This window comes from Pseudomonas sp. CFBP13528 (genome assembly GCF_005233615.1).
Lineage (GTDB): Bacteria > Pseudomonadota > Gammaproteobacteria > Pseudomonadales > Pseudomonadaceae > Aquipseudomonas > Aquipseudomonas fluorescens_AM.
This window is the reverse complement of sequence record NZ_QGAJ01000013.1, coordinates 86007-112999: the sequence shown is the minus strand read 5'-3', so window position 1 is coordinate 112999 and position 26993 is coordinate 86007. Positions and strand designations below refer to the sequence as shown.

The following is a 26993-nucleotide window of genomic DNA, read 5'->3' as shown; positions in this document are numbered from 1 at the left end:
CAGGCGGAGTAGCCATGGCCCAGTCGGAAACCGTTGAACGCATTCTCGATGCTGCCGAGCAGTTGTTCGCGGAAAAAGGATTTGCTGAAACTTCATTGCGGCTGATCACCAGCAAGGCCGGGGTCAACCTCGCCGCCGTGAACTATCATTTCGGCTCAAAAAAGGCCCTGATCCAGGCGGTGTTTTCGCGCTTTCTGGGGCCGTTCTGCGCCAGTCTCGACCGTGAACTCGAACGTCGCCAGGCTAAAGCCGATAACACGCCAAGCCTGGAAGAACTGCTGGAAATCCTGGTTGAGCAAGCCCTGGTGGTTCAACCGCGCAGCGGCAATGACCTGTCTATCTTCATGCGCCTCCTGGGCCTGGCGTTCAGCCAGAGCCAGGGTCACTTGCGACGTTACCTGGAAGACATGTACGGCAAGGTATTCCGTCGCTATATGTTGCTGGTCAATGAAGCCGCTCCGCGCATTCCTCCGATCGAACTGTTCTGGCGCGTGCACTTCATGCTCGGCGCCGCCGCCTTCAGCATGTCCGGGATCAAGGCGCTGCGCGCGATTGCCGAGACCGATTTCGGCGTCAATACGTCCATCGAGCAGGTGATGCGCCTGATGGTGCCGTTCCTCGCCGCGGGCATGCGCGCCGAAACCGGTGTGACCGATCAGGCCATGGCCGTGGCCCAATTGCGCCCGCGCAGCAAATCCACACCCGCCCTCGCCAAGGTTTGACCGTCGCGGGTGTGCGTGGCCGCTTGCATCCGCTAAGCTAGCCGCCATGCCGATTTCAGCTATTTACGCGCAACCCGTTGTACTTACCGTACCTGGTAGGAGTGACGGGTTGTGCGCGTTATTTAAGGAAGATTTATGACTGCTGCCCTGCAAGGTTCTTTGATGGTCGACGTTGCCGGTACCTGGCTGACGGCCGAGGATCGCCATCTGTTGCGCCAACCTGAAGTGGGCGGCTTGATCATTTTTGCGCGCAACATCGAGCACCCGCGCCAGGTCCGCGAGTTGAGCGCGGCGATCCGTGCGGTGCGCCCGGACCTGCTGCTGGCGGTCGACCAGGAGGGCGGACGCGTGCAGCGCCTGCGCCAGGGCTTCGTGCGCCTGCCGGCCATGCGCGCGCTGGCGGATAAACCCAACGCCGAGTCCCTGGCCGAACACTGTGGTTGGATCATGGCCACCGAGGTGCTGGCCGTGGGTCTCGACCTGAGTTTTGCGCCGGTGCTTGACCTCGATTACCAGCGCAGCGCCGTGGTCGGCACTCGCTCGTTCGAAGGCGATCCCGAGCGCGCTGCCGTGCTCGCCGGTGCCTTTATCCGTGGGATGAACAGCGCCGGCATGGCTGCCACCGGCAAGCACTTTCCCGGTCACGGCTGGGCCGAGGCCGATTCCCACGTTGCGATTCCCAATGACGAGCGCAGCCTGGAACAGATTCGCGCCAATGACCTGGTACCGTTCGCACGCCTGAGCAGGCAATTGGCCGCCGTGATGCCCGCCCATGTGATCTACCCGCAGGTGGACAGCCAGCCGGCCGGCTTCTCACGCCGCTGGTTGCAGGACATCCTGCGCGGCGAGTTGCAGTTCGACGGGGTGATCTTCAGTGATGACCTGTCCATGGCGGGCGCCCATGTGGTGGGCGATGCGGCGAGTCGCATCGAGGCGGCGCTGACGGCCGGTTGTGACATGGGGCTGGTGTGCAATGACCGTGCGGCTGCCGAGCTGGCGCTGAGTGCGGCGCAGCGGATGAAGGTCACCCCGTCGGCGCGGATTGCACGTATGCGGGGCCAGGCAGTTGCGTCGACGGACTATAAGCAGGATCCGCGTTGGTTGACAGCGCTTAGCGCGTTGCGCGATGCGCAGTTGATCGACTGAAGACTGCGTCGCGCCCATCGGGGGCAATCCCCCTCCCACATTTGAATGTATTCGCAATTCAATGTGTGGGAGGGAGCTTGCCCCCGATGGCGTTCCGACAGTCAGCGCTTTTCCTGCTTATTGGGCAACGGCGCAAACAGCGCCTCGATATCCTCATTACCCAACTGCCAGTCCCCAGTCGTACGCCCGTCCAGTACACCCGCTGCCAGGTCGGACTTCTCCTTCTGCAAGTGCTGGATTTTTTCCTCCACCGTCCCCCGGGCTATCATTTTGTACACGAACACCGGCTTTTCCTGCCCGATGCGATACGCACGGTCGGTGGCCTGGTTTTCGGTGGCGGGGTTCCACCACGGGTCGTAGTGGATCACGGTGTCGGCTTCGGTCAGGTTCAGGCCGACGCCGCCCGCTTTGAGGCTGATCAGGAAAATCTGCAGCTTGCCGCTCTGAAAGTCCTTCACCGGTGTGCGCCGATCACGGGTCTGGCCGGTCAGCAAGGCGTAGGCGATTTCGCGTTTCTTCAGTTCAGCCTCAATCAAGCTCAGCATCGACGTGAACTGCGAGAACAACAGTATCCGCCGCCCCTCGGCAAACAATTCCTCAAGCATCTGCATCAGGCTGTCGAGCTTGCCCGAGCTGCTGCCGCGGGCGGGTAGAGTGGCGTCGTTGACCAGGCGCAAATCGCAGCACACCTGGCGCAATTTGAGCAGTGCCTCAAGGATGATGATCTGGCTGCGGGCCACGCCCTTGCGGGTAATCTCGTCGCGGACCTTTTTATCCATGGCCAGGCGCATGGTTTCGTACACGTCGCGCTGTGCTTCATTAAGATCGACCCAGTGAATGATCTCGGTCTTGGGCGGCAGTTCCGTGGCCACCTGCTCCTTGGTGCGGCGCAGCAGGAACGGTTTGATCCGACCGTTGAGGTGCTGCAATCGCACTTCACTGGCGCGTTTTTCAATCGGCACGCGGTAATCGCGGTTGAAGCTTTTCACGTCGCCCAGCCAGCCCGGCAGCAGGAAGTGGAACAGCGACCACAGTTCGCCCAGGTGGTTTTCCAGTGGGGTGCCGCTCAGGCACAGGCGCTGCCGTGCATTCAGCTCGCGGGCCGCTTGAGCCGCCTTGCTGGTGGGGTTCTTGATGTATTGGGCTTCATCGAGAATCAGCACGTGCAAGGGCAGGGCGGCGAGATGTTCGATGTCCTTGGGCAGGAGGGCGTAGGTGGTCAGCAGCAGGTCGTGGTCCTGCAGATTGGCGAAGTGCTTCTTGCGCCCGGCACCGTAAAGCGCCAACACCTTCAGTTGAGGGGTGAAGTGCGCCGCCTCATCGAGCCAGTTGGGGATCAGGCTGGTGGGCATCACCACCATGCACGGCCTGTCCAGACGACCGGCGGCTTTCTCGGTAAGAATATGCGCAAGGGTCTGCAAGGTTTTACCCAGGCCCATGTCATCCGCAAGAATTCCACCCACCTCCAATTGGCGCAGCGACTGCATCCAGCTCAGGCCTTCCAGTTGGTAAGGGCGCAAGGTTGCATTCAAGCCTTCAGGCGCCACACAGGTGAAATCCTTGATGTCACGCAGACGCTGGGCAAAGTTGCGGATCTTCTCGCCGCCTTCCCATTGCAGCGGCAGGTCTTCCAGCGGGTTCAGGCGAATCGCATCGGCCTTGGCCAGGCGCAACGTGGTGCTGCCGGCTTCCTGCAGGTAGAACTCGCCGAGCGTCGCCAGTACCGGTTTCAAGCGTCCATAAGGCAGCGCCACCTGCAGCGGACCGTGGCCGTTGGGCAGGCCGGGAATATTCACCAGGATGAGTTCATCATCGCGACGTCGGGCGAGTTTTTCCGGATTGAGGATCTCGGTGTGGGAGCGCATCAAGTTGAGCAGGATCGGCAGCAGGCTCAGCCGTTCGCCGTTGACGATAATCCCAAGCTCCAGGTCGAACCAGTCACGCTCGGGGGCTTCATCGACGCTGGCGTACCAGTCGTCTACCGGGCTGAGGTCGAAACCGAAGTCTTCATCGATCTGCAGCTCCCAGTCCTCGGCCCGCAGCGCGGGGGATGCGTTGAGGGTGAAATTCAACCAGGCGCTGTCATTGACCATCTCGAACAGTTCGCCGGCACTCTCCGGCAGCGCCTTGCTCTGGCGCGTGGCGATCTTGAAGCCGAGCAGGCGCAGTTGCTCGCGATACGCTTGTTCCAGCTCCGGATGGCGCTTGATGCGCAGGCTCTGGGTTTCCTGGCGCACGATGATGTCGGCGTTCTTTTGCCCGCTGACATAATTGCCCAGATAGTTGAACGACAGCGCCGCGCGGTGCTGGATGTAACGCTGCATCTTGCCATTGCGCGGCTCGAACGCGCTGAACTCCACACTGGCCAGCCACAGGCGCGGCACGGGGCGCACATCCTCCATGACCACCTGCGGCAGCACCACGCGGTTATCCAGTACCGCCTGGAGTTTGCCCAGCAACTCGGCGTCCTGGGCCGCCGCCGGGTAGGCCAGGGTTTCCTGGACCTTGAGCAGCACTGCAGCGATATGTTTGCAGTTGGTGTGCACCGGGCAGGTACAGCGGCTGTCCACCAGAATCAGCATGCCCTTGGCCGATTCGCGCAACGAGATGGTTTGCCGGTACACGTTGCTGCCCGACCCTTCGCAACTGGCGGTGATAGTGCTGTCGCCGGACTCGACGATGCGCACCCGATTCTCCAGCGCATAGCGCCGCCCGCGCTCCAGGCTTTGTTCCTTGAAACGATTGGCCCAGGAAGGGGCCAGGGGTTTGGTCAGTGATGACGGGGGCATGGCGCTGGATCAGTCCTGCAGGTCGGGCGGTGGTGCGCTGGGCGGCTTGGCGGTCAGCGAGGTGATCTTGATCAGCAGCGCCAGGTGGCCGCCATCCAGGTAGTTGAGCTGGTTGTTCTTGGTGCGTACATCCTTCTGGCTCAAGTGTTCGCTGGCGATCACGCTGCCGTTGCTGTCGAACTGGTTGATCCAGAAGTCGGCATCGATGTCGGTGAAACGACCCAGCTGCAGGTTCAGCACACCCTCGATAGGGAATTGGCCGAACTGCTCCTGGCCGTCAGTGATGGCGATCTTCACCGGTTGCTCGCCCAGGTTCTGTTCCCAGGCCTTGTGCGCGAGCACGGTGTAGTTGGAATCGGCGCGCAGCTTGTCGACGATGTTACCCAGGCGCGGCGGGCTCATCCGCTCGCCCAGGCGCGGTGCACCGCCATCCCAGTTTTCCGGGGCCGCGCGGCTGTTGATCACAGGCTCCGCATTCTGGCGCACCAGGATCATTTCCACCTGGTAGGGGCTGTCGGCAAAGGCTGAAGGCGCGAGTACCACCAACAACAGGCTCAGAATGCGGAACACGCGCATGGAGGCGTCCTTCAAGCGGATTTCGGAATGAGGCGCTCAAACAGCGCCTCCAGGGTATTGAAGCGTTCTTCGGCACGTTCCATCGGCACCATGAACTTGAACAGCGTAGCCCCTTCGAACTTGTAGCGGTTGGGCTGGCCCTGGATCAGCTTGATCAGTACCAACGGGTCCACCGGCGTCTGGGCTTCGAATTCGATACGCCCGCCTTGCGGCCCGGCGTCGACCTTCTTGATGCCCAACTGCTCGGCCTGCAACTTGAGCAGGGTCAGGCGCACCAGGTTCTTGGTCGGCTCCGGCAACAGACCGAAGCGGTCGATCATTTCCACTTGCAGGTCCTTGAGACCTTCTTCGTCGGTGGCCGAGGCAATGCGCTTGTACAGGATCAGCCGCGCATGCACATCCGGCAGGTAGTCTTCGGGAATCAGCGCTGGCAGGCGCAGGTTGATTTCCGGGCCACCGCCCAGCGGTTGATCGAGGTTCGGTTGCTCGCCCTTGCGAATGGCTTTCACCGCGCGTTCCAGCATCTCCATATAGAGGGTGAAACCCACCGCCTGGATCTGCCCGCTCTGGCCGTCGCCGAGCAGTTCGCCGGCGCCACGGATTTCCAGGTCGTTGGTGGCCAGCACAAAGCCTGCGCCCAGGTCCTGAGTGTTGGCGATGGCTTCCAGGCGCTTTTCCGCATCGCTGGTAATTTGCTGGCGCGGCGGCGTCAGCAGGTAGGCATAGGCTTGGTGGTGGCTACGCCCGACCCGGCCGCGCAACTGGTGCAACTGGGCCAGGCCGAACTTGTCGGCGCGCTCGATGATGATGGTGTTGGCGCTGGGCACGTCGATACCGGTCTCGATGATGGTCGAGGCGATCAGCACGTTGAAGCGCTTGTGGTAGAAGTCGCTCATCACCTGTTCGAGTTCGCGCTCGCGCATCTGCCCGTGGCCGATGGCGATACGCGCTTCCGGCACCAGTTCGGCGAGGTCGGCGGCGCACTTCTCGATGGTCTTCACATCGTTGTGCAGGTAATACACTTGGCCACCGCGCAGCAATTCGCGCAGCAGCGCTTCCTTGACCGTGCTTTTGTTCTGCTCCATCACGAAGGTGCGCACCGACAGGCGGCGCGCCGGCGGCGTGGCGATGATCGACAGGTCGCGCATGCCCGACACCGCCATGTTCAGCGTGCGTGGAATCGGCGTGGCGGTGAGGGTGAGGATGTCGACTTCACTGCGCAGGGCCTTGAGTTGCTCCTTCTGGCGCACGCCGAAGCGGTGTTCTTCGTCGATGATGACCAGGCCCAGGTTCTTGATCTTCACATCGTCCGACAGCAGCTTGTGCGTGCCGATCACGATATCGATCTTGCCTTCGGCCAGGTCGGCAATCGCGGCATTGACTTCCTTGGCCGATTTGAAGCGGCTCATCACTTCCACCGTCACCGGCCAATCGGCAAAGCGGTCGCGAAAGCTGTTGTAGTGCTGCTGGGCGAGCAGGGTGGTTGGCACCAGGATCGCGACTTGACGGCCACCGTGCACCGCAATGAAAGCTGCGCGCATCGCCACTTCGGTCTTGCCGAAGCCCACATCGCCGCACACCAGGCGGTCCATCGGCTTGGGCGCGAGCATGTCGGCGCGCACCGCTTCGATGGTGGTCTGCTGGTCGGGGGTTTCTTCGAAGGCGAAGCCGGCGCTGAAGGTGGCGTAGTCGGCTTTCGGGTCGGCGAACGCATAACCTTCGCGCGCGGCACGGCGGGCGTAGATGTCGAGCAATTCGGCAGCCACGTCGCGCACCTGTTCGGCGGCCTTGCGCTTGGCTTTCTGCCAGGTTTCGGAGCCCAGGCGATGCAAGGGCGCCAGCGCGTCATCGCTGCCGGTGTAGCGCGCGATCAAGTGCAGGCTGGCCACCGGCACGTAGAGCTTGGCGCCTTCGGCGTATTCCATGGTAAGGAATTCGGCGGCCTGGTTGTCGATTTCCAGGGTTTGCAAACCGAGGTAGCGGCCCACGCCGTGGTCGATGTGCACCACGGGCGCGCCTTCGCGCAGTTCGGTGAGGTTCTTGATCACCGCATCGTTATTGGCATCGGCGCGTTTTTCGCGGCGGCGACGCTGCATCACGCGTTGGCCGAACAGCGGGCTCTCGGCGATCAGGGCCAGGGCCGGATCATCCAGCAACAGGCCTTCATCCAACGGTGCGATGGTGATCGCCAGGCGTTCTTTACTGTTTACAAAATCCGGCCAGCTGTCGACGGTCTTCGGTCGCAGCTTCAGGCGCTCCAACAACTCCAGCAGCACCTCGCGGCGGCCGGCGGACTCTGCGGTAAACAGCACGCGGCCAGGGAAGTCGCCGAGGAAGTTGGACAGCGCCTCCAGCGGCTGTGTGGCTTTGGCCTGGATAGCCAAATCCGGCAGCGCCGCTGCGGGGAAGCGCTCGCGGCCACTGCCGGCGTCCACATCCTGCTGGCTGGCCACAACGCGCGGCCAGCTTTTCAGGCGGGCGAAGCAGTCTTCGACCGGCAGGAACAATTCGGCAGGCGGCAATAAAGGCCGGGACGGGTCGACGCGGCGCTCTTCGTAGCGGTTGCGTACGTCGTTCCAGAAGTTTTCCGCCGCCTGCTCGATGCCCGGCAGCGAGAACACCTGGGTGTCCTGGGGCAGGTAGTCGAAGAGGGTGGAGGTTTCATCGAAGAACAGCGGCAGGTAGTACTCGATACCGGCCGGGGTAATCCCGCTACTCAAGTCCTGGAAGATCGGGCAACGGCGGAAGTCCACGTCGAAGCGCTCGCGAAAGCGCGCCTTGAAACGCGTGACCGCGTCTTTTTGCAGGGGAAATTCCCGTGCCGGCAGCAACTTGATCGACTCGACTTTATCGATGGAGCGCTGGTTTTCCGGGTCGAAGGTGCGCAGCGTTTCGATCTCGTCATCGAACAGGTCGATGCGATACGGCAACTTGCTGCCCATCGGGAACAGGTCGATCAGCGCACCGCGCACCGCAAACTCACCGTGCTCGTACACGGTGTCGACGCAGCGGTAGCCGCTGGCCTCGAGGCGCGTGCGCATCTGCTCCACATCAAGCTTCTGGCCGATGTCCAGCACCAGGCTGCTGCCGAGCAGGAATTTGGTCGGCGCCAGGCGATGCAGGGCAGTGGTGATCGGCACCACCAGCACGCCGTGAGCCAGTTCCGGCAGGCGGTACAGGCTGGCGATGCGCTGGGAAATGATGTCCTGGTGCGGCGAGAACAGGTCGTAGGGCAGGGTTTCCCAGTCCGGGAAATGCAGCACCGGCAAATCGGGGGCGAAGAAGCTCAGCTCCTGCTCCAACCGTTCGGCGCTTTGGCTGTCGGCGGTCAGCAGCAGGGTAAAGCGCTTGGCTGCACTGGCAGCCTCGGCAATGGCCAGGCTCAGGGCGGCACCGGGCAGGTTGCCCCAGTGCTGTTTACCTGCCGCGGCAGGGAGTAGCGGTAGACGCAGAACGGGCACGGAAGGTTGAGCTCCAAGCGTTGCGACAAAGTCGGTAATTGTAACGGCCAGAGGTGCCGCCTGTCAGTTGCTGACTGTGCCTATTACGGTTTGTTGGAAATGTAGTGGCTAAGACAAACAATCGTGGGTTTTGACTCAATATGTAGTGCCAAAATGCGCGAATGTTTAGGAGGGTTACGGACAAGTCGGCCTGCTCGTGAAACTAGTGGCCTTCTGGAACCCGCGTATTTCCTGGGCTGTAGCGCGGTGGTATTTTTTTGCAAGGGGTTTTTGTTGCCTGTCGCGCATTGCTCAACGGTCAGTCGGACGACATAATGTAGCCCCTTTTTTCAGCCCCTACATGTGGAAGGTTCCCGTGACTCAGAAGCCCGACCAGTGTCTTGGTGAATGGATCGACCGTGAAGCACTCGCTGAAGCGATGATTCCGCTTATCGGTCAGCTGTACCGCAATAACAATGTGGTGAGCTCGATCTATGGCCGCAGCCTGATCAACCAGTCCGTCATCGCGATTCTCAAGGCGCACCGCTTTGCGCGCCACCGTTCTGCCGACGACAGCGAACTCTCCGTCCACGAAACATTCCCACTGCTCAAGGCCATGAGCGAGCTCAAGCTCGGCGCGGCTTCGGTCGACCTGGGCAAGCTGGCCTACAAATTCCGCAAGGAAGGCGCGGGTCGCAGCGCCGAGCAGTTCGTGCGTGAAGAAATGGCCGAGGTGATTGGCCAGCAAAACGCCGCTGCCCGCAAAGGCACCGACGTGGTGCTCTACGGCTTCGGTCGTATCGGCCGCCTGCTGGCGCGCATCCTGATCGAAAAAACCGGCGGCGGCGACGGCCTGCGCCTGCGTGCCATCGTCGTGCGCAAAGGCGCCGAGAACGACCTGACCAAGCGCGCCAGCCTCTTGCGCCGCGATTCGGTACACGGTCCGTTCAACGGCACCATCGTCATCGACGAAGCAAACAACACCATCACCGCCAACGGCAACCTGATCCAGGTGATCTACGCGAAGAACCCATCCGAGGTGGATTACACCCAGTACGGCATCAAGGACGCCCTGCTGGTGGACAACACCGGCGTATGGCGCGATGCCGAGGGCCTGGGCCAGCACCTTGCCTGCCCGGGTGTCGACCGCGTTGTTCTGACCGCGCCTGGCAAGGGCAAGCTCAAGAACATCGTGCACGGTATCAATCACGCCGAAATCACTGCTGACGACAAGATTGTGTCCGCCGCTTCCTGCACCACCAACGCCATCGTGCCGGTGCTCAAAGCTGTGAATGACAAGTTCGGCATCGTCAACGGCCACGTCGAGACTGTTCACTCGTACACCAACGACCAGAACCTGATCGACAACTTCCACAAGGGCGACCGCCGTGGCCGCAGCGCCGCGCTGAACATGGTGATCACCGAGACCGGTGCCGCCACCGCTGCCGCCAAGGCCCTGCCTGAGCTGGCCGGCAAGCTGACCGGTAACGCGATCCGGGTACCGACGCCGAACGTGTCGATGGCCATTCTCAACCTGAACCTCGAGAAAGCCGCCACCCGTGAAGAGATGAACGAGTACCTGCGCTACATGGCGCTGCACTCCGATCTGCACAAGCAGATCGACTTCGTCAATTCCCAGGAAGTGGTGTCTACCGACTTCGTCGGCTCGCGCCACGCCGGTGTGGTGGACGCCGAAGCGACCATCAGCCAGGACAATCGCGTTGTGCTGTACGTGTGGTACGACAACGAGTTCGGCTACAGCTGCCAGGTGGTTCGCGTGATGGAAGACATGGCCGGGGTCAACCCGCCGGCGTTTCCGCGCTAAGCCTGAGTGTTGAATGAAAAAGGCCCCGACTGGTTCGGGGCTTTTTTATGCCTGCGGGTTTTGTGGTGCCTGGGAGGGCCTCATCGGGGGCAAGCCCCCTCCCACAGTTTGATTTGTGAACACATACCAATGTGGGAGGGGGCTTGCCCCCGATGGCGGTGTTAAGGCCGACCCTAATTGAGCAACTGGCCGCGCAACTCATCAGACAGCCCACTGGGCGCCAGCCAGATGCCCAGGTAAGCCCTCGCCAGTGCGTCATCGCCACTGCTGAACACCACCTGGCCATTGATCTCCAGGTTCAAACCCCGGCCCGGGCGAAAATCCAGGGCATAGCGGTCACCGCTGCGAATATCCCGAAAGCGGGCGTGTAGCTTGTCTATCTCTGGATTCAAGCCGGCATTGGCTTGCTGGCGTTCCAGGGTGGCGCTGGCCGCCTTGATCACATCCGCGCGATCGATGTTGCGAAAGTAATACAGCATCAGGCGCAACGCTTTCTGTTGGTCCCAGGCTTGCTTTGCGGTCAGATCAGCCGGCGCGTACAGCGCCGCCGCATACACATCCGCCCAGAGATAATTGAGCACCGCCTGGTTTTTCAGCGCCAACCCCTCGACCTGCGCGGGGAAGCCAGCCTGCTTGAGTCGGTCTGCATCACTGGCCTGGGCCGTGATCGACATCATCAGCATCAAACCGATAAAGAGTTGTCGCATAATGGCTGATCCTTGAATCGACGCTGCTTTGCGCCCTGTTAGTATGGCAACACTGGCCTACGACGCGACCAAGGGTTAATGTGCGCGGCGTTGAGCCTTATATAGACTGTGCCCCGGTTCACACACTTGAGCCAAATTGTCCTTCATGCCCGCTGGCCGCGGCATGATTTAGCCAGGCGTCCAACCGTACGCCTGGCCTGTTCTGAGGAGTACGCATGGCTGTCTACAACTACGACGTGGTGGTACTGGGTTCCGGCCCGGCTGGAGAAGGCGCGGCGATGAACGCTGCCAAGGCAGGACGCAAGGTGGCAATGGTCGACAGCCGTCGCCAGGTCGGCGGCAACTGCACCCACCTGGGTACCATCCCGTCCAAGGCGTTGCGTCACTCCGTGCGCCAGATCATGCAATTCAACACCAACCCGATGTTTCGGGCGATTGGTGAGCCGCGCTGGTTCTCGTTCCCGGACGTGTTGAAAAGCGCCGAGAAAGTCATTTCCAAGCAAGTCGCGTCGCGCACCGGCTTCTATGCCCGCAACCGCGTCGACCTGTTCTTCGGCACCGGCAGCTTCGCCGACGAGCAGACCGTCGAAGTGGTCTGCGCCAACGGCGTGGTCGAGAAACTGGTGGCCAAGCACATCATCATCGCCACCGGCTCGCGCCCATATCGCCCGGCGGACATCGATTTCCACCACCCGCGTATCTACGATAGCGACACCATCCTGAGCCTGGGTCACACCCCGCGCAAACTGATTATCTACGGCGCTGGCGTGATCGGCTGTGAATACGCCTCGATCTTCAGCGGCCTGGGTGTACTGGTGGAGCTGGTGGACAACCGTGACCAGTTGCTGAGCTTCCTCGACTCGGAAATTTCCCAGGCGTTGAGCTACCACTTCAGCAACAACAACATCACCGTGCGTCACAACGAAGAGTACGAGCGCGTTGAAGGCCTGGACAACGGGGTGATCCTGCACCTCAAGTCCGGCAAGAAGATCAAGGCCGATGCCTTGCTGTGGTGTAACGGGCGTACCGGCAACACCGACAAGCTGGGCATGGAGAACATCGGGGTCAAGGTCAACAGCCGTGGCCAGATCGAGGTGGACGAGAACTACCGCACCTGCGTGACCAACATCTACGGCGCCGGTGACGTGATCGGCTGGCCAAGCCTGGCCAGCGCCGCCCATGACCAGGGCCGCTCGGCGGCCGGCAGCATTGTCGACAACGGCAGCTGGCGCTACGTGAACGACGTGCCGACCGGGATCTACACCATTCCCGAGATCAGCTCGATCGGCAAGAACGAGCACGAACTGACCAAGGCCAAGGTGCCGTACGAAGTGGGCAAGGCGTTCTTCAAGAGCATGGCGCGTGCGCAGATTGCCGGTGAGCCGCAAGGCATGCTGAAAATCCTGTTCCACCGTGAAACCCTGCAAGTGCTCGGCGTACATTGCTTCGGCTACCAGGCGTCGGAGATCGTGCACATTGGCCAGGCGATCATGAATCAGCCGGGTGATCTGAATACGCTCAAGTATTTCGTCAACACCACGTTCAACTACCCGACCATGGCCGAAGCCTATCGGGTAGCGGCCTACGACGGCCTCAACCGGCTTTTTTGAGCGGCTCCGGCCGGTGGCCTGAGCCGGCCGGGGAGACCGATTTCAGTAATTCCCGAGGGTGGCAGTGGCCAAACCGGGAAAGTCTGTAATCAGGCTATCTACGCCGAAGTCGGCGAGCCTGCGCATCAGCGCAGGTTCGTTGACCGTCCACACGGATACATGCAAACCCTGGCGCTGGGCTTTTTCCAGCCGCTCGGGGGTGCACAGCGTCCAGTTCAACGCCAGGTATTCACAGCCATAGTTCTGCGCGACCTTCAACGGGTCGAGCCAGGCATATTCGGCAACCAGCCCGCGTGACAGGTCGGGTGTGAGTTCAACCGCCGCTTTGAGCACTTCCCGCGAACTTGAGGTGACGGTGACTTTGTCCATGAGGCCAAAGCGCACGGCCATCTCGCGGATCGCCAGCACGGTGGTGGCGGCGCGGGTGCGCGAAGCGCTTTTGACTTCCAACTGCCAGTGGTCGAAGTCGCACTTTTCGAACAATTCCTCCAGGCGCGGAATCGGGCAGGGGCTGACCCAGCCCGGGCCGCCTTTGCGCGCATCCATGTTCACCAGGTCCGCCGCCGAGTACTCGACGACTTTGCCGCGTCGGTCGGCCGTGCGCTTGAGGGTGGGGTCGTGGATGACCATCAGTTCGCCGTCCATGGACAGGTGCAGGTCCAGTTCGCAGCGGCGTACGCCGTGCTTGAGGCATTCCTGAAAGCTGGTCAGGGTATTTTCCGGTGCTTCGCCTTTGGCACCGCGATGGCCGTAAATCAGGGTCACAGTTGCTCCTTTGCGCCAGGATGGCTGGCGTCGTGAATACGCATTCAGAGATCGTCGCTTTGTTCTCGCGCCAGGCGGCGTTCCTGGGCCTGTTTCTGCAGGATGTAGCGCGCCAGCAGCTGGCGTTGGGCGTCGGTCATGGATTCGAATTCCGTGCCCACATCGAAGCCGTCGCCCTTGGGATCGCAATGGGTCACTCGCGCGCGCAACAGCAGGCCGAGCGCCTGGGGCATCAGCACCAGCTTGACCGCCAGGTGCGTGTCGGGAGCCAGCGGCGTAGGGTGCTGGAAGTCGATGCCGCCTTCGGAAAGGATCACCGGCTGCGGCGCGCCTACCTCACTGAGCAGCCCGCGGGCCATGACCTGGCTGAGCAGGTCCAGGCGCTTGTTCTGCACTTTGAGAAAGGCCGCCAGGCTGCGGTCTTTTTCGTTGATCTGGCGCAGCAGGTGCTGGGCTTCGAATTCGCTGAGGTGCAATTCGCTGAGCAGATTGAACAGCGGCGAATCATCCAGCAACACTTCCTTGCTCGCCGCGTCGGGAGCCGACAGGCTTTTGATTTGGAGTGCGATCATGTCGTCGATACGGTAGTATTCGCGGCGCTCTTCTTCATCTAATGTCGACATGGCGAACCCCAGGTAACGGTAATGGTCTGAGTGTAAAGCTGCTGACCAGACCCCGCCACCGGGACGTCTTCTTTTCCTCCGAACAAGCCCCGACATGTTCAGACCTCTCTTCGTATTTATCGGCACGCGTTATACCCGTGCAAAGCGTCGCAATCATTTTGTGTCGTTCATTTCCCTGACCTCGATGATCGGTCTCGCCCTGGGCGTGGTCGTGATGATCGTGGTGCTGTCGGTGATGAACGGCTTCGATCATGAGATGCGCACCCGCGTGCTGGGCATGGTGCCCCACGCGACCATCGAGGCCGAAGCGCCCATCAGCGACTGGCAAAGCCTGGCCGCCAAGGTCAAGCAGAACCCCAAGGTGCTGGCCGTTGCGCCGTTTACCCAAATGCAGGGGCTGCTGACCAATGACGGCAAGGTGCAGAAGATCCTGCTCAATGCCGTCGACCCGGCCCAGGAGCGCAACGTCTCGATCATCGACAAGTTCATGCTGCAGGGCAGGCTCGATGACCTGGCGCCCGGCAGTTTCGGCATCATCATCGGCGACAAGGCGGCGGCCAAGCTCGGTGTGAGCGTTGGCGACAAGCTGACCTTCGTCGCGCCGGAGGTCACCGTGACCCCGGCCGGCATGTTCCCGCGCATGAAGCGTTTTACCGTGGTCGGCACCTTTCATGTGGGCGCCGGCGAGATCGACGGCTACCTCGGGTTGACCAATCTCACTGACCTGGCCCGCCTGCATCGCTGGCAGCCGGACCAGGTGCAGGGCCTGCGCCTGAAGTTCAACGACCTGTTCGATGCGCCACGCGGCGCCTGGGAGATTGCCCAGCACCTGGGTGAATCCGAGTACTACGCCCGCGACTGGACCCGCACCCACGGCAACCTCTACCAGGCCATCCGCATGGAAAAAGCCATGATCGGCCTGCTGCTGTTGCTGATCGTCGCCGTGGCCGCCTTCAACATCATCTCCACGCTGGTGATGGTGGTGAATGACAAGAAGGGCGACATCGCCATCCTGCGCACCCTGGGCGCCACGCCGGGGCAGATCATGGCGATCTTCATGGTGCAGGGCACGGTGATCGGCGTGGTCGGCACCCTGATCGGCACCGCCGTCGGCATTCTCGCCGCGTTGAATGTCAGCGCCGCCATCGCCCTGCTTGAACAAGTGCTCGGACACAAATTCCTCAACGCCGACGTCTATTTCATCGACTACTTGCCCTCCCAGGTTCAGGCCCAGGACGTGCTGATGGTGGGCGGTGCCGCGTTGGTCCTGAGTTTCCTTGCCACCCTGTATCCAGCCTGGCGCGCGGCACGTACCCAGCCAGCACAGGCATTACGTTATGAGTGAATCGGGCATGAGTGAAAAAGCAATCCTGAGCTGCCGCAACCTGGGCAAATCCTACGAGGAAGGCCCGGAATCCGTGGTGGTGCTGGCCAACCTGCAACTTGAACTGCACCCCGGCGAGCGCGTGGCGATCGTCGGCAGCTCCGGTTCCGGTAAAAGTACCTTGCTCAACCTGTTGGGCGGCCTCGACACGCCGTCCCAGGGCAGCGTATGGCTGGCCGGTGAAGAACTCTCGGCCCTGAATGAAAAGGCCCGTGGTCAGTTGCGCAACCGCTCGTTGGGTTTTGTGTACCAGTTCCACCACCTGCTGCCGGAATTCACCGCCCTGGAAAACGTGTGCATGCCACTGCTGATCGGCAAGACCGCGATCCCCGAGGCGCGCCAGCGTGCCACCGCCTTGCTGGAGCGCGTCGGCCTCGGCCATCGCCTGGAGCACAAGCCGGCCGAGCTGTCCGGCGGTGAGCGCCAGCGCGTAGCCATCGCCCGTGCGCTGGTGAACAACCCAGGCCTGGTGATGCTCGACGAGCCCACCGGCAACCTCGATTCCCACACGGCCCAGGGCATCAAGGACTTGATGCTGGAGCTGAGCACCCAGATGCGCACCGCGTTCCTGGTGGTGACCCACGACATGAGCATGGCCCGTCAGATGGACCGCGTACTGCATTTGCAGGAAGGTCATCTGGTCGCTATCTGAGTGGCTGCAAGCCCGGTTTTTCGAGGCCGGGCTTTTTTATTTTTTCAGGCGGTGCACGCGAATGTTCAGACCGTTATCGATTTTCATCGGCACGCGCTATACCCGCGCCAAACGCCGCAACCGTTTTGTCTCGTTTATCTCGATGACCTCGATGATCGGCCTCGCCCTGGGCGTCTTGGCGATGATCGTGGTGCTCTCGGTGATGAACGGCTTCCAGCGCGAAATGAGCTCGCGCATCCTTGGCATGGTGCCCCACGCTACCATCGTCGGCGTAAAGCCGATCGATGACTGGCAGCCGGTGGCCGCTGCCGCGATGAAGAACCCGCAAGTGACGGCGGCGGTACCGTTCACACAGATGGACGGCATGTTCTCCTATAAGGGCGCGATGCAGCCGATTGAGATCAGCGGCGTCGACCCGGCCCAGGAAGGCAAGGTGTCGATCGTGGCCCAGCATATCGTGCGCGGCAAACTGGACGACCTGAAACCCGGCGAGTTCGGTGTGGTGATCGGCGACATCACCGCGCGCCGCTTTCGCCTGAACGTGGGCGACAAGCTGACCTTGATCGTGCCGGAAATCAGCACCGCGCCGGGCGGCATCACGCCGCGCATGCAGCGTTTGAACGTGGTGGGTATCTTCAAGGTGGGTGCCGAACTGGACGGTTCCATGGCCTTGATCAACATGGCCGACGCGGCCGAAATACAGCATTGGCAACCCAACCAGGTGCAGAGCGTGCGCCTGGCGGTGACCGACCTGTACGCGGCGCCCAAGGTCTCGGCCGATATCGCCGCCAGCCTCGGCGCGGCGTACAAGGCCGACGACTGGACCCACACCCAGGGCAGCCTGTTCAGTGCGATGAAGATGGAAAAGACCATGATCGGCCTTTTGCTGCTGATGATCGTCGCGGTGGCCGCCTTCAACATCATTGCCACCTTGATCATGGTGGTGAACGACAAGGGCGCCGACATCGCGATCCTGCGTACCATCGGCGCCACGCCTCGGCAGATCATGGCGATCTTCATGGTGCAGGGCACGGTGATCGGCGTGGTCGGCACCCTGATCGGCGGCGTGCTGGGCGTGATTGCGGCGCTGAACGTGAGCGAACTGGTGGGCTGGCTGGAGCGGGTGAGCGGGCAGCATATCTTCAGTTCGGACGTGTACTTCGTCAGTAACCTGCCTTCCGAGCTGCAAGGTGGCGATGTGTTGCTGATTTGCTCGGCGGGGTTTGTGCTGAGCTTCCTGGCGACGATTTATCCGGCGTATCGCGCGGCGAAGATCGAGCCGGCGCATGCGCTCAGGTATTCGTAGTCGTTGAGACCGCTATCGGGGGCAAGCCCCCTCGCACATTTTGACCTCATTTCTCCTGAATAAATGCGGTCCACTGTGGGAGGGGGCTTGCCCCCGATAGCGCCGGCCCGGCTTGCATCAATCTCCCCTGGGCAACTCAATCACAAACCGTGTCCACCCCGCGTCAGATTCACAATAAATCCTCCCCCCGTGCGCTCGCACAATCGATTGGGTAATCGCCAGCCCCAGCCCCGCATGCTCGCTGCTGCCCTCGCGCCGCGCCGGATCGGCCCGGTAGAAGCGATCGAACAGTTTAGGTAATACATCTTTCGGAATACCTTCCCCGGTGTTCTCCACTGTCAGCCTCACGCCGCGTTCATCCTCTGCCAGGCGCACCCGCACCTCGCCGCCCGCCGGGGTAAACCTGAGTGCATTCTCCAACAGATTGGACAGGGCCCGGCGCAACATGCCGCGATCACCGGCCGCGTGGGCGTGGCCTTCACACCCCAACGAAACCTGTGCGTCTTCGGCCAGCAGCGCAAAAAACTCCAGCAGCGCCTCGACTTCATCGGCCAGTGTCAGAGGTTCGCACTTGGGCATCAGCAAACCGTGATCGGCTTTGGCCAGGTACAGCATGTCGTTGACCAATTGCGCCATCCACTGCAACTCCTCCAGGTTGCTGTGCAGCGCTTCACGGTAATCCTCCAATGGGCGCGGCTGGGTGAGGATGACCTGGGTCTGGGTCAGCAGGTTCGACAGCGGTGTGCGCAGTTCATGGGCGATATCGGCGGAGAAGGCCGAGAGGCGCTGGAATGCGTCGTCCAGGCGGCCCAGCATGGCATTGAAGGTCTGCGCCAACTCCGCCAGTTCGACCGGCATCTGTTGCTGCGGCAAGCGTTGCGTCAGGGAGTGGGCGGACACGCCGGCGGCGACTTCGCCCATACGCCGCAAGGGCCGCAGCCCACTGCGCGCCGCCCAGGCGCCGAGCAGCGCGGTGGCCAGGGCCGAGAGGCCGACGGTCAGCCAGATCAAGCGCTGCATGCGTTGCAGAAAATGCTGGTGGTGGGTGATGTCGAGTATCAGGGTCAACTGCGCTGAGCGAGGTTGGCCGGGGCTCAAGGGCGCGTTGTACACGCGATAGGCGGTGCCTGCCTGTTGCAGACTGTGCAGGCCGGGTGCGTCGGGCAACGCAACGCCCGGCGCCTGGTCAAGCCAGCGCTGGCCGGCTGCGGTGATGCGCAAGGTGAGGTCGGGTTGATGGCTGAGGTCGGCGCGCAGTTGGGGTTCGCGTTGGGCGAAGGCCTGCGGCGAGTCGACACCCTGCAACGTGTTGCGCAGCACGACCAGCCGGCTGTCCAATTGCTGTTGGTCCAGCTCGATAAAGTGCGCCTCGCTGGCGTGGTTGAACAACACGCCGGCGAGCAGCGAAACCACGGCGGTGCACGCGGCAAACAGCAGTGCCAGGCGGCTGGCGAGGGACAGGCGCTGGATCACGTGAAACGCTCCTCCAGTACATAGCCCATGCCGCGCACGGTGTGGATCAGCTTGTTGGCAAAGGCATCGTCGACTTTCAGGCGCAGGCGGCGGATCGCCACTTCGATGATGTTGGTGTCACTGTCGAAATTCATGTCCCACACCTGCGAGGCGATCAGCGACTTGGGCAGCACTTCGCCCTGGCGGCGCAGCAGCAGTTCCAGCAGGGAAAACTCCTTGGCGGTGAGGTCGATGCGCTGGCCGCTGCGTTCGACGCGGCGGCGGATCAGGTCCAGGCGCAGGTCGGCCAGTTGCAGGTGGGTGTCCTGCGGCGCGCTGCTGCCACGCCGTAACAGGCTGCGCACGCGGGCGAGCAGCTCGGAGAAGGCGAAGGGCTTGACCAGGTAATCGTCGGCGCCCAGCTCCAGGCCGTGGACGCGATCCTCCACCGCGTCGCGTGCGGTAAGAAACAACACCGGCATGTCGAGGCCGGCGCTGCGCACTGCTTGCAGGATTTGCCAGCCATCACGGCCGGGCAGCATCACGTCGAGGATCAGCAAGTCATAGTCGCCGGTCAGCGCCAGGTGCTGACCGCTGGTGCCGTCGGCCACCAACTCGGTGGTAAACCCGGCTTCTGCCAGGCCCTGGCGCAAATAGTGGCCGGTTTTCGGTTGGTCTTCGACGATCAGCAGTTTCATGTAAGGCTCTTGGCAAAGGATGGACGCTTCCCTGTAGGCGCGAGCTCGCTCGCGAAAAACGTCAACGATAACGCGTACTCTCTGGCTTGACGCGGCGTGCTGATGTTCTTCGCGAGCAAGCTCGCTCCTACCACAATAAGCGGCTGAGCGCGCCAACGGGGTAACCTGACAAAGTTGTAATCTAGCAGTCAGCTCGCTGGCAGCGGGCTTATCTTAGAGTGCTGCCCAAGCGGGTTATGTATTTTTGGAGAAGAGAGATGGCGTTGCGTACACCCCTGTTGCTGGCGGGCTGCCTGCTGGCGTTGAGCTTCAATGCACTGGCTGATGCGTCTCGCACCTACGCGTTTGGCCAACCGGCACCGGCTGACAAAGCCACACGTACGGTGGAGGTGACGCTGCAGGATATTTCCTTCTCGCCTAAGTCCCTGGACGTAAAGGCCGGTGAGACCGTTCGTTTTGTACTGGTCAACAAAGGCCAGTTGCTCCACGAATTCAACCTGGGCGACGCGGCCATGCACGCCGAACATCAGAAGGAAATGTTGCAGATGCAGGCCAGCGGCATGCTCACGGCCACCGGGATGGGCGCTATGGACCACAGTAAAATGGGGCATGGTGCGATGAAGCACGATGATCCCAACAGTGTGCTGGTCGAGCCCGGCAACACCGCCGAGCTGACCTGGACCTTTACCAAGGCCACGGGCCTTGAGTTCGCCTGCAATCTTCCCGGCCATTACCAGGCGGGCATGGTCGGCACGCTGACCGTTGAGTAAGGCGTTCCTTAAGGGCGGGAGCAAAGGCTGGTAGACTGGCGCGGTTTATTTAGCCAGGTTTCCGCCATGCATCCCGCAGCCGAACATTCGCCGCTGGGCAAGTCCAGTGAATACATCTCCACGTACACCCCTTCGTTGCTGTTCCCGATCCCTCGCGCCGCCAAATGGGCCGAACTGGGCCTGAGCGCCGAGACCCTGCCTTACAAGGGTGTGGATTTCTGGAACTGCTTCGAACTGTCCTGGTTGCTGCCGTCCGGTAAGCCGGTGGTGGCCATCGGTGAGTTCAGCATCCCGGCCGACTCGCCGAATATCATCGAGTCCAAGTCCTTCAAGCTGTACCTCAACTCGTTGAACCAGACCGCGTTCGCCGACACCCACGGTCTGGAAGAGACCCTGCGCAACGACCTCAGCGCCGCCGCCGGCAAGCCGGTCAGCGTACGCCTTCGGAGCCTGGCCGAAATCGAGGCGCAAGGCGTCATGGCGTTGCCGGGCGTGTGCATCGATGATCTGGATATCAACGTCAGCAGCTACGAACATCCGCGCCCGGAACTGTTGCGCTGTGATGACTCGCGTGTGGTGGAAGAGAGCGTGCACAGCCACCTGCTCAAATCCAACTGCCCGGTCACCAGCCAGCCCGATTGGGGCAGTGTGGTGGTGGAGTACCGCGGTGCGGCGCTGGATCACGCGAGCCTGCTGGAATATATCGTGAGCTTTCGCCAGCACTCGGATTTCCATGAGCAGTGCGTGGAGCGGATCTTCCTGGACTTGCAGCGCTTGCTCAAACCGGAGAAGTTGACCGTGTATGCGCGGTATGTGCGGCGGGGTGGGCTGGATATCAACCCGTATCGCAGTACCGAGGATGTGGCGTTCCAGAACGTACGCCTGGCGCGCCAGTAAGCCTGCACACAAACCAAATGTGGGAGGGGGCTTGCCCCCGATTGCAGGGGTTCAGACACAGATGCTGTGACTGACACTCCGCTATCGGGGGCAAGCCCCCTCCCACATTTTGCATCGGTGCTTGGTTGGCTGGCAGGTTAGATGCCGATGTTGCCCAGGGTGATCATGATATTGCGCAATGTCCCGGAAATGACCGGGTGTTCAGCGTCGAACTCTATGGCCGCTTGATTCACGTCGTCGGAAATACTGGGCGACTGGGTGGCCGGCTCCAGTTCAAGTTGCACTTCAAACTTGGCAATCAAGGCTTCCAGCGCTTCACGTTTTTCTTCCGGCAGCGGCGGTTCCTGTTCCAGCTGCCCGCGCAGGATCTCGACCTGTTCTTCCAGTTTTTTGCGATCAGGCATGACATTCTTTCCTTTTATCGATAGGCACTGGCATAGACCGCGGCACGCCGGGAAAGGTCTACGAACTGACCTGTAGATTAATCCACCGGCGCCAACTGTGCATGATCCTTGTCAGGGCTTCTCGCCTTTGAGGCGGCGCAGGCGGATGTCGGCCAGGCACGTGCCGAGTTCGCCGAGGTGATCGATCACCGAGTGCACACCTAATCCATAGAGCGCCACGGTGGCTTTGCCGCGCTTGTACTCGCGTTCCTTTTCGCTCAGCGCCTGCCATTGCTCCGGCGCCACGCCGCACAGCGAGCCACAGGATGCCAGGCCGATGGTCCACAGCCCGGCGTTCAAGCCCGATTGCAGCAGGCGCGGTTCGCCGCTGACCAGCACACAGCCCTCCAGGCGTTCGATGTTCAGCTCCATCAAGGCTTGCCAGCAGGCGTGGGGCGCCGGCCAGCGGATGGTGGAAGGCGAGGAGGCCCTGAGCCAGGCGGGCAGGGTAGCGGCCAGTGGGGTGGTGACAGAGGCGGGTAGTTCATCCAGCCAGGCGCAGGGCACGCCTTGTTCCTTCAGGCTGCGCAGGATTTTCAGCGCCCCGGGCGTGGCCTGCGAGTCTGGGGTGGGTGTGTCGCTACGGGCCTGGGAACCGAAGTCCACCAGGCAGCCACTCAGGCCAAACAACACGGCGGTCAACGCGGGGGCAGTGGCGACGGCTATCTCGGCATGTGGCATCTGAACGTCCCTGAAATAGCTGCAACGCTATCGGGGCGGCATGACAAGTGGATGACATGAGGGCGTATTTGTAGGAATTTTGTCCAAATCATGAAAGTCGTTTCCATGCGGCTGCCTAAATCGACACTTCCGTCATATACTGACGGCCTTATTCAGGGCATAGCGCCCATGACAGACCATTCAAGGAGCAAAAGCTATGCGCTGGAGCCAGTACATCGCTCAGTTGTCGCTGTGTGCCACCGTCCTGTTGGCACCGTTCGCCGCCCAGGCCGCGACGGAAGATGATCCATGGGAAAGCGTCAACCGCCCTATCTTCACCTTCAACGACACCGTTGACACCTACGCCCTCAAGCCAATCGCCCAGGGCTATCAGTTCGTCACCCCGCAATTGGTGCAGGACGGCATTCACAACTTCTTCCGCAACATCGGCGATGTCGGCAACCTGGCCAACAACGTGCTGCAACTCAAGCCGCATAACGCTGGCGTCGACACGGCCCGTCTGCTGGTCAACACCACGTTCGGCGTGCTGGGCTTTATCGATGTCGGCACCAAAATGGGGCTGCAGCGCAGCGATGAAGACTTCGGCCAGACCCTCGGCTACTGGGGCGTCGGCAGCGGTCCTTACGTGATGATCCCGTTGCTCGGCCCAAGCACGTTGCGTGACGCGCCTTCCAAATACGTGGACAGCTACACCCAACCGTACCGCTACATGAACGATATCGGCTGGCGCAACAGCACCTTTGGCCTGAACGTGGTCGACGTCCGTGCCAGCCTGCTCGACAGCGAGAAGCTGATCAGCGGCGACAAGTACACCTTTATCCGTAACGCTTACCTGCAGAACCGTGAGTTCAAGGTCAAGGACGGCAAGGTTGTCGACGACTTTTAAGCTGTGACGTTTTGAAATGAAAAAAAGGCGACCTTTGAACGGTCGCCTTTTTTTGTGCGCGCTGATCAGCGCATTTTCAAAATCTTCAGGCCCAGATGCTGTTCGTCTCCCGCTGCCCTGGCCCACACCACCTCTGTATCGGCTTCAAGGCCTTTGAGTGCGGCGTGCTCGGAATCAATGCGCACGGTAAGCAAGTCACCGACGCTGAACTGGCGAGGTGCCTGCACCTGCATGCCTGAGCTGGAAAGGTCCAGGCAGACCCCTGCAATTTCCTGCCCGGCGTGGATCAAGGACACATCGGCATCCACCCGCATGCGGATGAAGTCGCGTTTTTCGGCGTAGTCGCGCTCATGTTCGCTCACAGCATCCATCCTTACTTTGGGTTGTGGTCATGAGCGTTCTTATAACTCCCGGTGATTTGCGGTGTAAAGACGTTCGGCGACCATCGGCATGAGCTTGAAACCCCTCACGGATGGGAGTACCGTCTGCGCCTTAGAAGGGCACCTCTGCTTTACGGTTGTGCATGGGGTAAATCCCAATGCTTTGTAGGACAGAGAGGCTAGAAAGCGAATCCAGTACGTGAGCCCGGCCATTGTCGAGCCACCTACGCCAACCTAATTCTGGCGCCGTTTGCCCACATGCAAAAAACCAGTGCCACGCTGCTGATAATCGATGACGACGAAGTAGTGCGCGCGAGCCTCGCGGCCTATTTGGAAGACAGTGGCTTCAGCGTCCTGCAGGCCGGCAACGGCCAACAGGGTCTCCAGGTATTCGAGCGCGACCAGCCCGACCTCGTGATCTGCGACCTGCGCATGCCCCAGATGGGCGGCCTCGAGCTGATTCGCCAGGTGACCGAGCTTGCTCCGCAGACGCCGGTGATTGTCGTGTCCGGTGCCGGGGTCATGAACGACGCCGTTGAAGCCCTGCGCCTGGGCGCCGCCGATTACCTGATCAAACCCCTGGAAGACCTGGCGGTGCTGGAACACTCGGTGCGTCGCGCCCTGGACCGTGCACGCCTGCTTCAGGAAAACCAGCGCTACCGCGAAAAGCTCGAGACCGCCAACCGCGAGCTTGAAGCCAGCCTGAACCTGCTCCAGGAAGACCAGAACGCCGGTCGCCAGGTGCAGATGAACATGCTGCCGGTGAGCCCCTGGACCATCGACGATTTCCAGTTCGCGCACCAGATCATCCCGTCGTTGTACCTGTCGGGGGATTTTGTCGACTATTTCCGTGTGGATGAACGGCGTGTGGCGTTCTACCTGGCCGACGTGTCCGGCCACGGTGCATCCTCCGCGTTTGTCACCGTGTTGTTGAAGTTCATGACGACGCGGTTGTTGTTCGAATCCAAGCGCAATGGCACCTTGCCGGAGTTCACCCCCTCCGAGGTGCTGGGCCACATCAACCGGGGCCTGATCAGCTGCAAGCTGGGCAAGCACGTGACGATGGTGGGTGGCGTGATCGATGAAGAAACCGGTCTTTTGACCTACAGCATTGGCGGTCACCTGCCGATGCCGGTTTTATACACTCCTGACAGTGTGCGTTACCTGGAAGGGCGTGGCCTGCCAGTGGGCTTGTTCAATGAAGCCACCTATGAAGACCACATCCTGGAACTGCCGCCGACCTTCAGCCTGACGCTGATGTCCGACGGCATCCTGGACCTCCTTCCAGAGCCTACACTCAAAGAGAAAGAAGCCGCCTTGCCCCAAAAGGTCAAGTCGGCGGGCGGCAGCCTGGATGGTCTGCGGCAGGTTTTTGGATTGGCCACGCTAGGGGAGATGCCGGATGATATCGCCCTATTGGTGTTGAGCAGGAATCTTTGATGAGTACCGGAAGAATCCAATTCGCCGAGCAAGACGGGACCTTCGTCCTGAAGTTTGTCGGTGAAGTGCGCCTGACCCTGTGTTCGGCGCTGGATGCGACGATCGAGCGGATCTTCACAGCGCTGAACTTCTCGGCGATCGTGATCGATCTGACCGAAACCCGCAGCATCGATAGCACCACCCTGGGCCTGTTGGCCAAGTTGTCCATTCTGTCGCGGCAGAAGGTCGGCCTGTTGCCGACGGTTGTCACCACCCACGAAGACATCACCCGGCTGCTGCAGTCCATGGGTTTTGACCAAGTGTTCAACATCGTTGACCGCCCGATCCCCTGCCCGGAATGCCTGACCGACCTGCCGTCGCAGGACCAGTCCGAGGAAATCGTACGGATCAAGGTGCTCGAAGCGCACAAGATCCTCATGGGCCTGAACGAGTCCAACCGCGAAGCCTTTCACGACCTCGTCAACGCCCTCGAGCGCCACTGACGACCTCCCTGCCGGAACACATTTCAATGTGGGAGGGGGCTTACCCCCGATTGCAGAGGTTCACACACAGACTCTGTGCCTGACACCCCGCTATCGGGAGCAAGCCCCCTCCCACATTTGATTTGTGACTGGCTAGAGACTGGCGCACACAAAAAAGGGCGGCACCCGCGAGGGTGCCGCCCTTTTTGTCGCCGTCCGCCTTACAACTTGGCAGTCAACAACGCCTCCAGCTTCTCCTGATCCCGCGCAAACTGACGAATCCCCTCCGCCAGCTTCTCGGTGGCCATCGCATCCTCGTTGGACTCCCAACGGAACTGCGCCTCCGTCATATGCACGCGCGCTTCACCGGCATGGCCTGGCGACAACTTGCGCTCCAGCTTGCCTTCATCCGCCGCCAACTTCTCCAGCAGGTCCGGGCTGATGGTCAGGCGATCACACCCAGCCAGTTCCTCGATCTGGCTGAGGTTACGGAAGCTCGCACCCATCACCACGGTTTTGTAGCCATTAGCCTTGTAGTAGTTGTAGATACGCGTCACCGACTGCACGCCCGGGTCATCGGAACCCGTGTAGTCGTTGCCGTTGGCCTTCTTGTACCAATCGTAGATGCGGCCCACGAACGGCGAAATCAGGAACACACCCGCTTCGGCACAGGCCACAGCCTGGGCGAAGGAGAACAGCAGGGTCAGGTTGGTCTGGATGCCTTCTTTTTCCAGCTTCTCGGCGGCGCGGATGCCTTCCCAGGTGGAAGCGATCTTGATCAGCACACGGTCACGGCCAACGCCGGCTTTGTCGTACAGATCGATCAGACGGTGCGCACGCTTGAGTATCGCGTCTTCGTCGAACGACAGACGGGCATCCACCTCCGTGGAAATACGGCCCGGCACGACTTTCAGGATCTCTTGACCCACCGCCACCGCAAAACGGTCACTGGCCAGGCCCACATCGCCGTTGCAGTCCTGCACACACTCATCCAGCAGCTTTGCATAGCCTGCGATCGACGCGGCCTTGAGCAGCAGGGAAGGGTTGGTAGTCGCGTCTTGCGGCTTGAGCTTGGCGAGGGTAGAAAAATCGCCGGTATCGGCTACGACGGTGGTGAATTGCTTGAGTTGTTCCAGCTTGGAAGTCATGGGCGTGCTCTGTCCTTTGGGTCTGATGACATTACCCGAGCGCTGGCAAGCGCTCAAGGGCGCAAATGCGTCAGGTCGTTTGCGCGGGGCAACAACCTGAAAACAGCCGTTTGAATACCGGCCGTACTGCTCAATAGGAGGCCAGAATCCATGGCAGGTTCAACCCAACTGCCCGATAGCGCCTTCATAGCC

Annotated in this window: 24 protein-coding genes; 12 read left to right on the top strand and 12 right to left on the bottom strand. The window is 61.3% G+C overall.

The annotated features are described in order from the left end of the window. The first annotated feature begins 14 nt into the window (after positions 1–14). On the top strand, positions 15–722 hold the full coding sequence (locus PspCFBP13528_RS20975; protein ID WP_065950491.1) for a TetR/AcrR family transcriptional regulator: 708 nt from the start codon (positions 15–17) through the stop codon (positions 720–722). A gap of 135 nt (positions 723–857) precedes the next feature. Continuing rightward, positions 858–1868, top strand: coding sequence for a beta-N-acetylhexosaminidase (gene nagZ / locus PspCFBP13528_RS20970; protein ID WP_065950490.1), 1011 nt, complete (start codon positions 858–860; stop codon positions 1866–1868). 101 nt (positions 1869–1969) lie between these two features. On the opposite strand, the gene PspCFBP13528_RS20965 is transcribed toward nagZ, so the two are convergent. From PspCFBP13528_RS20965 to mfd, 3 genes are read right to left on the bottom strand one after another with little or no spacing between them, the layout of a single operon-like run. Then, positions 1970–4657, bottom strand: a complete 2688-nt coding sequence (locus PspCFBP13528_RS20965) for a DEAD/DEAH box helicase (protein WP_137201425.1) — start codon at positions 4655–4657, stop codon at positions 1970–1972. A gap of 9 nt (positions 4658–4666) precedes the next feature. Further along, positions 4667–5233: a CsiV family protein gene (locus tag PspCFBP13528_RS20960; RefSeq protein WP_065950488.1), complete on the bottom strand. Its 567-nt coding sequence runs from the start codon at positions 5231–5233 to the stop codon at positions 4667–4669. Between the two features lie 11 nt (positions 5234–5244). After that, complete coding sequence (gene mfd, locus PspCFBP13528_RS20955; RefSeq protein WP_065950487.1) at positions 5245–8694, bottom strand: transcription-repair coupling factor; 3450 nt, start codon at positions 8692–8694, stop codon at positions 5245–5247. 340 nt (positions 8695–9034) lie between these two features. On the opposite strand from mfd, the gene PspCFBP13528_RS20950 reads away from it, so the two are divergent. Continuing rightward, positions 9035–10498, top strand: coding sequence for a glyceraldehyde-3-phosphate dehydrogenase (locus PspCFBP13528_RS20950; RefSeq protein WP_065950486.1), 1464 nt, complete (start codon positions 9035–9037; stop codon positions 10496–10498). A 173-nt stretch (positions 10499–10671) separates the two neighbouring features. On the opposite strand, the gene PspCFBP13528_RS20945 is transcribed toward PspCFBP13528_RS20950, so the two are convergent. After that, the gene (locus PspCFBP13528_RS20945) at positions 10672–11205 is read right to left on the bottom strand and encodes a chalcone isomerase family protein (protein ID WP_101219107.1); all 534 of its coding nucleotides are present in this window, start codon (positions 11203–11205) and stop codon (positions 10672–10674) included. Between the two features lie 215 nt (positions 11206–11420). Between PspCFBP13528_RS20945 and sthA the strand changes: the two genes are divergently transcribed. Next, positions 11421–12815, top strand: coding sequence for a Si-specific NAD(P)(+) transhydrogenase (gene sthA, locus PspCFBP13528_RS20940; protein ID WP_065950484.1), 1395 nt, complete (start codon positions 11421–11423; stop codon positions 12813–12815). Between the two features lie 42 nt (positions 12816–12857). Here the strand turns inward: sthA and PspCFBP13528_RS20935 are convergent, their stop codons facing one another. Further along, positions 12858–13580 carry a glycerophosphodiester phosphodiesterase gene (locus PspCFBP13528_RS20935; protein WP_065950483.1) on the bottom strand — a complete coding sequence of 241 codons (723 nt, stop codon included), beginning with the start codon at positions 13578–13580 and terminating at the stop codon, positions 12858–12860. 44 nt (positions 13581–13624) lie between these two features. Next, positions 13625–14203 carry a PilZ domain-containing protein gene (locus tag PspCFBP13528_RS20930; RefSeq protein WP_065950482.1) on the bottom strand — a complete coding sequence of 193 codons (579 nt, stop codon included), beginning with the start codon at positions 14201–14203 and terminating at the stop codon, positions 13625–13627. A gap of 94 nt (positions 14204–14297) precedes the next feature. Here PspCFBP13528_RS20930 and PspCFBP13528_RS20925 point away from each other — a divergent pair, with 94 nt between their 5' ends. The 3 genes from PspCFBP13528_RS20925 to PspCFBP13528_RS20915 all read left to right on the top strand — a co-directional run bounded on the left by PspCFBP13528_RS20925 (position 14298) and on the right by PspCFBP13528_RS20915 (position 17545). Further along, positions 14298–15548, top strand: a complete 1251-nt coding sequence (locus PspCFBP13528_RS20925) for a lipoprotein-releasing ABC transporter permease subunit (RefSeq protein WP_101219101.1) — start codon at positions 14298–14300, stop codon at positions 15546–15548. A gap of 7 nt (positions 15549–15555) precedes the next feature. Beyond that, a complete protein-coding gene (lolD, locus tag PspCFBP13528_RS20920; RefSeq protein ID WP_164484517.1) occupies positions 15556–16239 on the top strand; it encodes a lipoprotein-releasing ABC transporter ATP-binding protein LolD in 684 nt (227 codons plus the stop codon). 61 nt (positions 16240–16300) lie between these two features. Further along, entirely contained in the window at positions 16301–17545 is a 1245-nt protein-coding gene (locus PspCFBP13528_RS20915) for a lipoprotein-releasing ABC transporter permease subunit (RefSeq protein ID WP_137201424.1), read from the top strand. A gap of 117 nt (positions 17546–17662) precedes the next feature. On the opposite strand, the gene PspCFBP13528_RS20910 is transcribed toward PspCFBP13528_RS20915, so the two are convergent. Continuing rightward, the gene (locus PspCFBP13528_RS20910; RefSeq protein WP_137201423.1) at positions 17663–19018 is read right to left on the bottom strand and encodes a heavy metal sensor histidine kinase; all 1356 of its coding nucleotides are present in this window, start codon (positions 19016–19018) and stop codon (positions 17663–17665) included. Continuing rightward, complete coding sequence (locus PspCFBP13528_RS20905) at positions 19015–19695, bottom strand: heavy metal response regulator transcription factor (protein ID WP_137201422.1); 681 nt, start codon at positions 19693–19695, stop codon at positions 19015–19017. The genes PspCFBP13528_RS20910 and PspCFBP13528_RS20905 overlap by 4 nt, the downstream gene beginning before the upstream one ends. A gap of 257 nt (positions 19696–19952) precedes the next feature. On the opposite strand from PspCFBP13528_RS20905, the gene PspCFBP13528_RS20900 reads away from it, so the two are divergent. Both PspCFBP13528_RS20900 and queF read left to right on the top strand, forming a co-directional pair. After that, on the top strand, positions 19953–20465 hold the full coding sequence (locus tag PspCFBP13528_RS20900) for a cupredoxin family protein (protein WP_065950477.1): 513 nt from the start codon (positions 19953–19955) through the stop codon (positions 20463–20465). Positions 20466–20531: 66 nt separating this feature from the next. Beyond that, complete coding sequence (gene queF / locus PspCFBP13528_RS20895; RefSeq protein WP_137201421.1) at positions 20532–21362, top strand: NADPH-dependent 7-cyano-7-deazaguanine reductase QueF; 831 nt, start codon at positions 20532–20534, stop codon at positions 21360–21362. Between the two features lie 137 nt (positions 21363–21499). Here queF and PspCFBP13528_RS20890 read toward each other — a convergent pair whose 3' ends face one another. Together PspCFBP13528_RS20890 and PspCFBP13528_RS20885 are read right to left on the bottom strand one after the other, a co-directional pair. Next, the gene (locus PspCFBP13528_RS20890; RefSeq protein ID WP_065886358.1) at positions 21500–21766 is read right to left on the bottom strand and encodes a DUF4404 family protein; all 267 of its coding nucleotides are present in this window, start codon (positions 21764–21766) and stop codon (positions 21500–21502) included. A 111-nt stretch (positions 21767–21877) separates the two neighbouring features. After that, the gene (locus PspCFBP13528_RS20885) at positions 21878–22486 is read right to left on the bottom strand and encodes an HAD family phosphatase (protein ID WP_137201420.1); all 609 of its coding nucleotides are present in this window, start codon (positions 22484–22486) and stop codon (positions 21878–21880) included. A gap of 196 nt (positions 22487–22682) precedes the next feature. Here PspCFBP13528_RS20885 and PspCFBP13528_RS20880 point away from each other — a divergent pair, with 196 nt between their 5' ends. Further along, positions 22683–23372 (top strand): VacJ family lipoprotein, encoded by a 690-nt coding sequence (locus tag PspCFBP13528_RS20880; protein ID WP_137201419.1) that lies wholly within the window; start codon positions 22683–22685, stop codon positions 23370–23372. Between the two features lie 65 nt (positions 23373–23437). Here PspCFBP13528_RS20880 and PspCFBP13528_RS20875 read toward each other — a convergent pair whose 3' ends face one another. Next, entirely contained in the window at positions 23438–23734 is a 297-nt protein-coding gene (locus PspCFBP13528_RS20875) for a PilZ domain-containing protein (protein WP_065950473.1), read from the bottom strand. Between the two features lie 276 nt (positions 23735–24010). Here PspCFBP13528_RS20875 and rssB point away from each other — a divergent pair, with 276 nt between their 5' ends. After that, positions 24011–25192: a two-component system response regulator RssB gene (gene rssB / locus PspCFBP13528_RS20865; RefSeq protein WP_065932314.1), complete on the top strand. Its 1182-nt coding sequence runs from the start codon at positions 24011–24013 to the stop codon at positions 25190–25192. Then, positions 25192–25674 carry an anti-sigma factor antagonist RssC gene (rssC, locus tag PspCFBP13528_RS20860; RefSeq protein WP_017848891.1) on the top strand — a complete coding sequence of 161 codons (483 nt, stop codon included), beginning with the start codon at positions 25192–25194 and terminating at the stop codon, positions 25672–25674. The genes rssB and rssC overlap by 1 nt, the downstream gene beginning before the upstream one ends. Before the next feature lie 200 nt (positions 25675–25874). On the opposite strand, the gene tal is transcribed toward rssC, so the two are convergent. After that, positions 25875–26801 (bottom strand): transaldolase, encoded by a 927-nt coding sequence (tal, locus tag PspCFBP13528_RS20855; RefSeq protein ID WP_065893548.1) that lies wholly within the window; start codon positions 26799–26801, stop codon positions 25875–25877. Positions 26802–26993 lie beyond the last annotated feature (192 nt).

Coding starts and splice junctions, on each gene's coding strand:
- sthA (WP_065950484.1), top strand. CDS start 11,421: ATGGCTGTCTACAACTACGACGTGGTGGTACTGGGTTCCGGCCCGGCT.
- PspCFBP13528_RS20975 (WP_065950491.1), top strand. CDS start 15: ATGGCCCAGTCGGAAACCGTTGAACGCATTCTCGATGCTGCCGAGCAG.
- PspCFBP13528_RS20900 (WP_065950477.1), top strand. CDS start 19,953: ATGGCGTTGCGTACACCCCTGTTGCTGGCGGGCTGCCTGCTGGCGTTG.
- PspCFBP13528_RS20880 (WP_137201419.1), top strand. CDS start 22,683: ATGCGCTGGAGCCAGTACATCGCTCAGTTGTCGCTGTGTGCCACCGTC.
- PspCFBP13528_RS20950 (WP_065950486.1), top strand. CDS start 9,035: ATGTGGAAGGTTCCCGTGACTCAGAAGCCCGACCAGTGTCTTGGTGAA.
- PspCFBP13528_RS20905 (WP_137201422.1), bottom strand. CDS start 19,695: ATGAAACTGCTGATCGTCGAAGACCAACCGAAAACCGGCCACTATTTG.
- tal (WP_065893548.1), bottom strand. CDS start 26,801: ATGACTTCCAAGCTGGAACAACTCAAGCAATTCACCACCGTCGTAGCC.
- PspCFBP13528_RS20885 (WP_137201420.1), bottom strand. CDS start 22,486: ATGCCACATGCCGAGATAGCCGTCGCCACTGCCCCCGCGTTGACCGCC.
- PspCFBP13528_RS20890 (WP_065886358.1), bottom strand. CDS start 21,766: ATGCCTGATCGCAAAAAACTGGAAGAACAGGTCGAGATCCTGCGCGGG.
- PspCFBP13528_RS20965 (WP_137201425.1), bottom strand. CDS start 4,657: ATGCCCCCGTCATCACTGACCAAACCCCTGGCCCCTTCCTGGGCCAAT.
- rssC (WP_017848891.1), top strand. CDS start 25,192: ATGAGTACCGGAAGAATCCAATTCGCCGAGCAAGACGGGACCTTCGTC.
- lolD (WP_164484517.1), top strand. CDS start 15,556: ATGAGTGAAAAAGCAATCCTGAGCTGCCGCAACCTGGGCAAATCCTAC.
- queF (WP_137201421.1), top strand. CDS start 20,532: ATGCATCCCGCAGCCGAACATTCGCCGCTGGGCAAGTCCAGTGAATAC.
- PspCFBP13528_RS20930 (WP_065950482.1), bottom strand. CDS start 14,203: ATGTCGACATTAGATGAAGAAGAGCGCCGCGAATACTACCGTATCGAC.
- rssB (WP_065932314.1), top strand. CDS start 24,011: ATGCAAAAAACCAGTGCCACGCTGCTGATAATCGATGACGACGAAGTA.
- PspCFBP13528_RS20945 (WP_101219107.1), bottom strand. CDS start 11,205: ATGCGACAACTCTTTATCGGTTTGATGCTGATGATGTCGATCACGGCC.
- nagZ (WP_065950490.1), top strand. CDS start 858: ATGACTGCTGCCCTGCAAGGTTCTTTGATGGTCGACGTTGCCGGTACC.
- PspCFBP13528_RS20960 (WP_065950488.1), bottom strand. CDS start 5,233: ATGCGCGTGTTCCGCATTCTGAGCCTGTTGTTGGTGGTACTCGCGCCT.
- PspCFBP13528_RS20925 (WP_101219101.1), top strand. CDS start 14,298: ATGTTCAGACCTCTCTTCGTATTTATCGGCACGCGTTATACCCGTGCA.
- PspCFBP13528_RS20915 (WP_137201424.1), top strand. CDS start 16,301: ATGTTCAGACCGTTATCGATTTTCATCGGCACGCGCTATACCCGCGCC.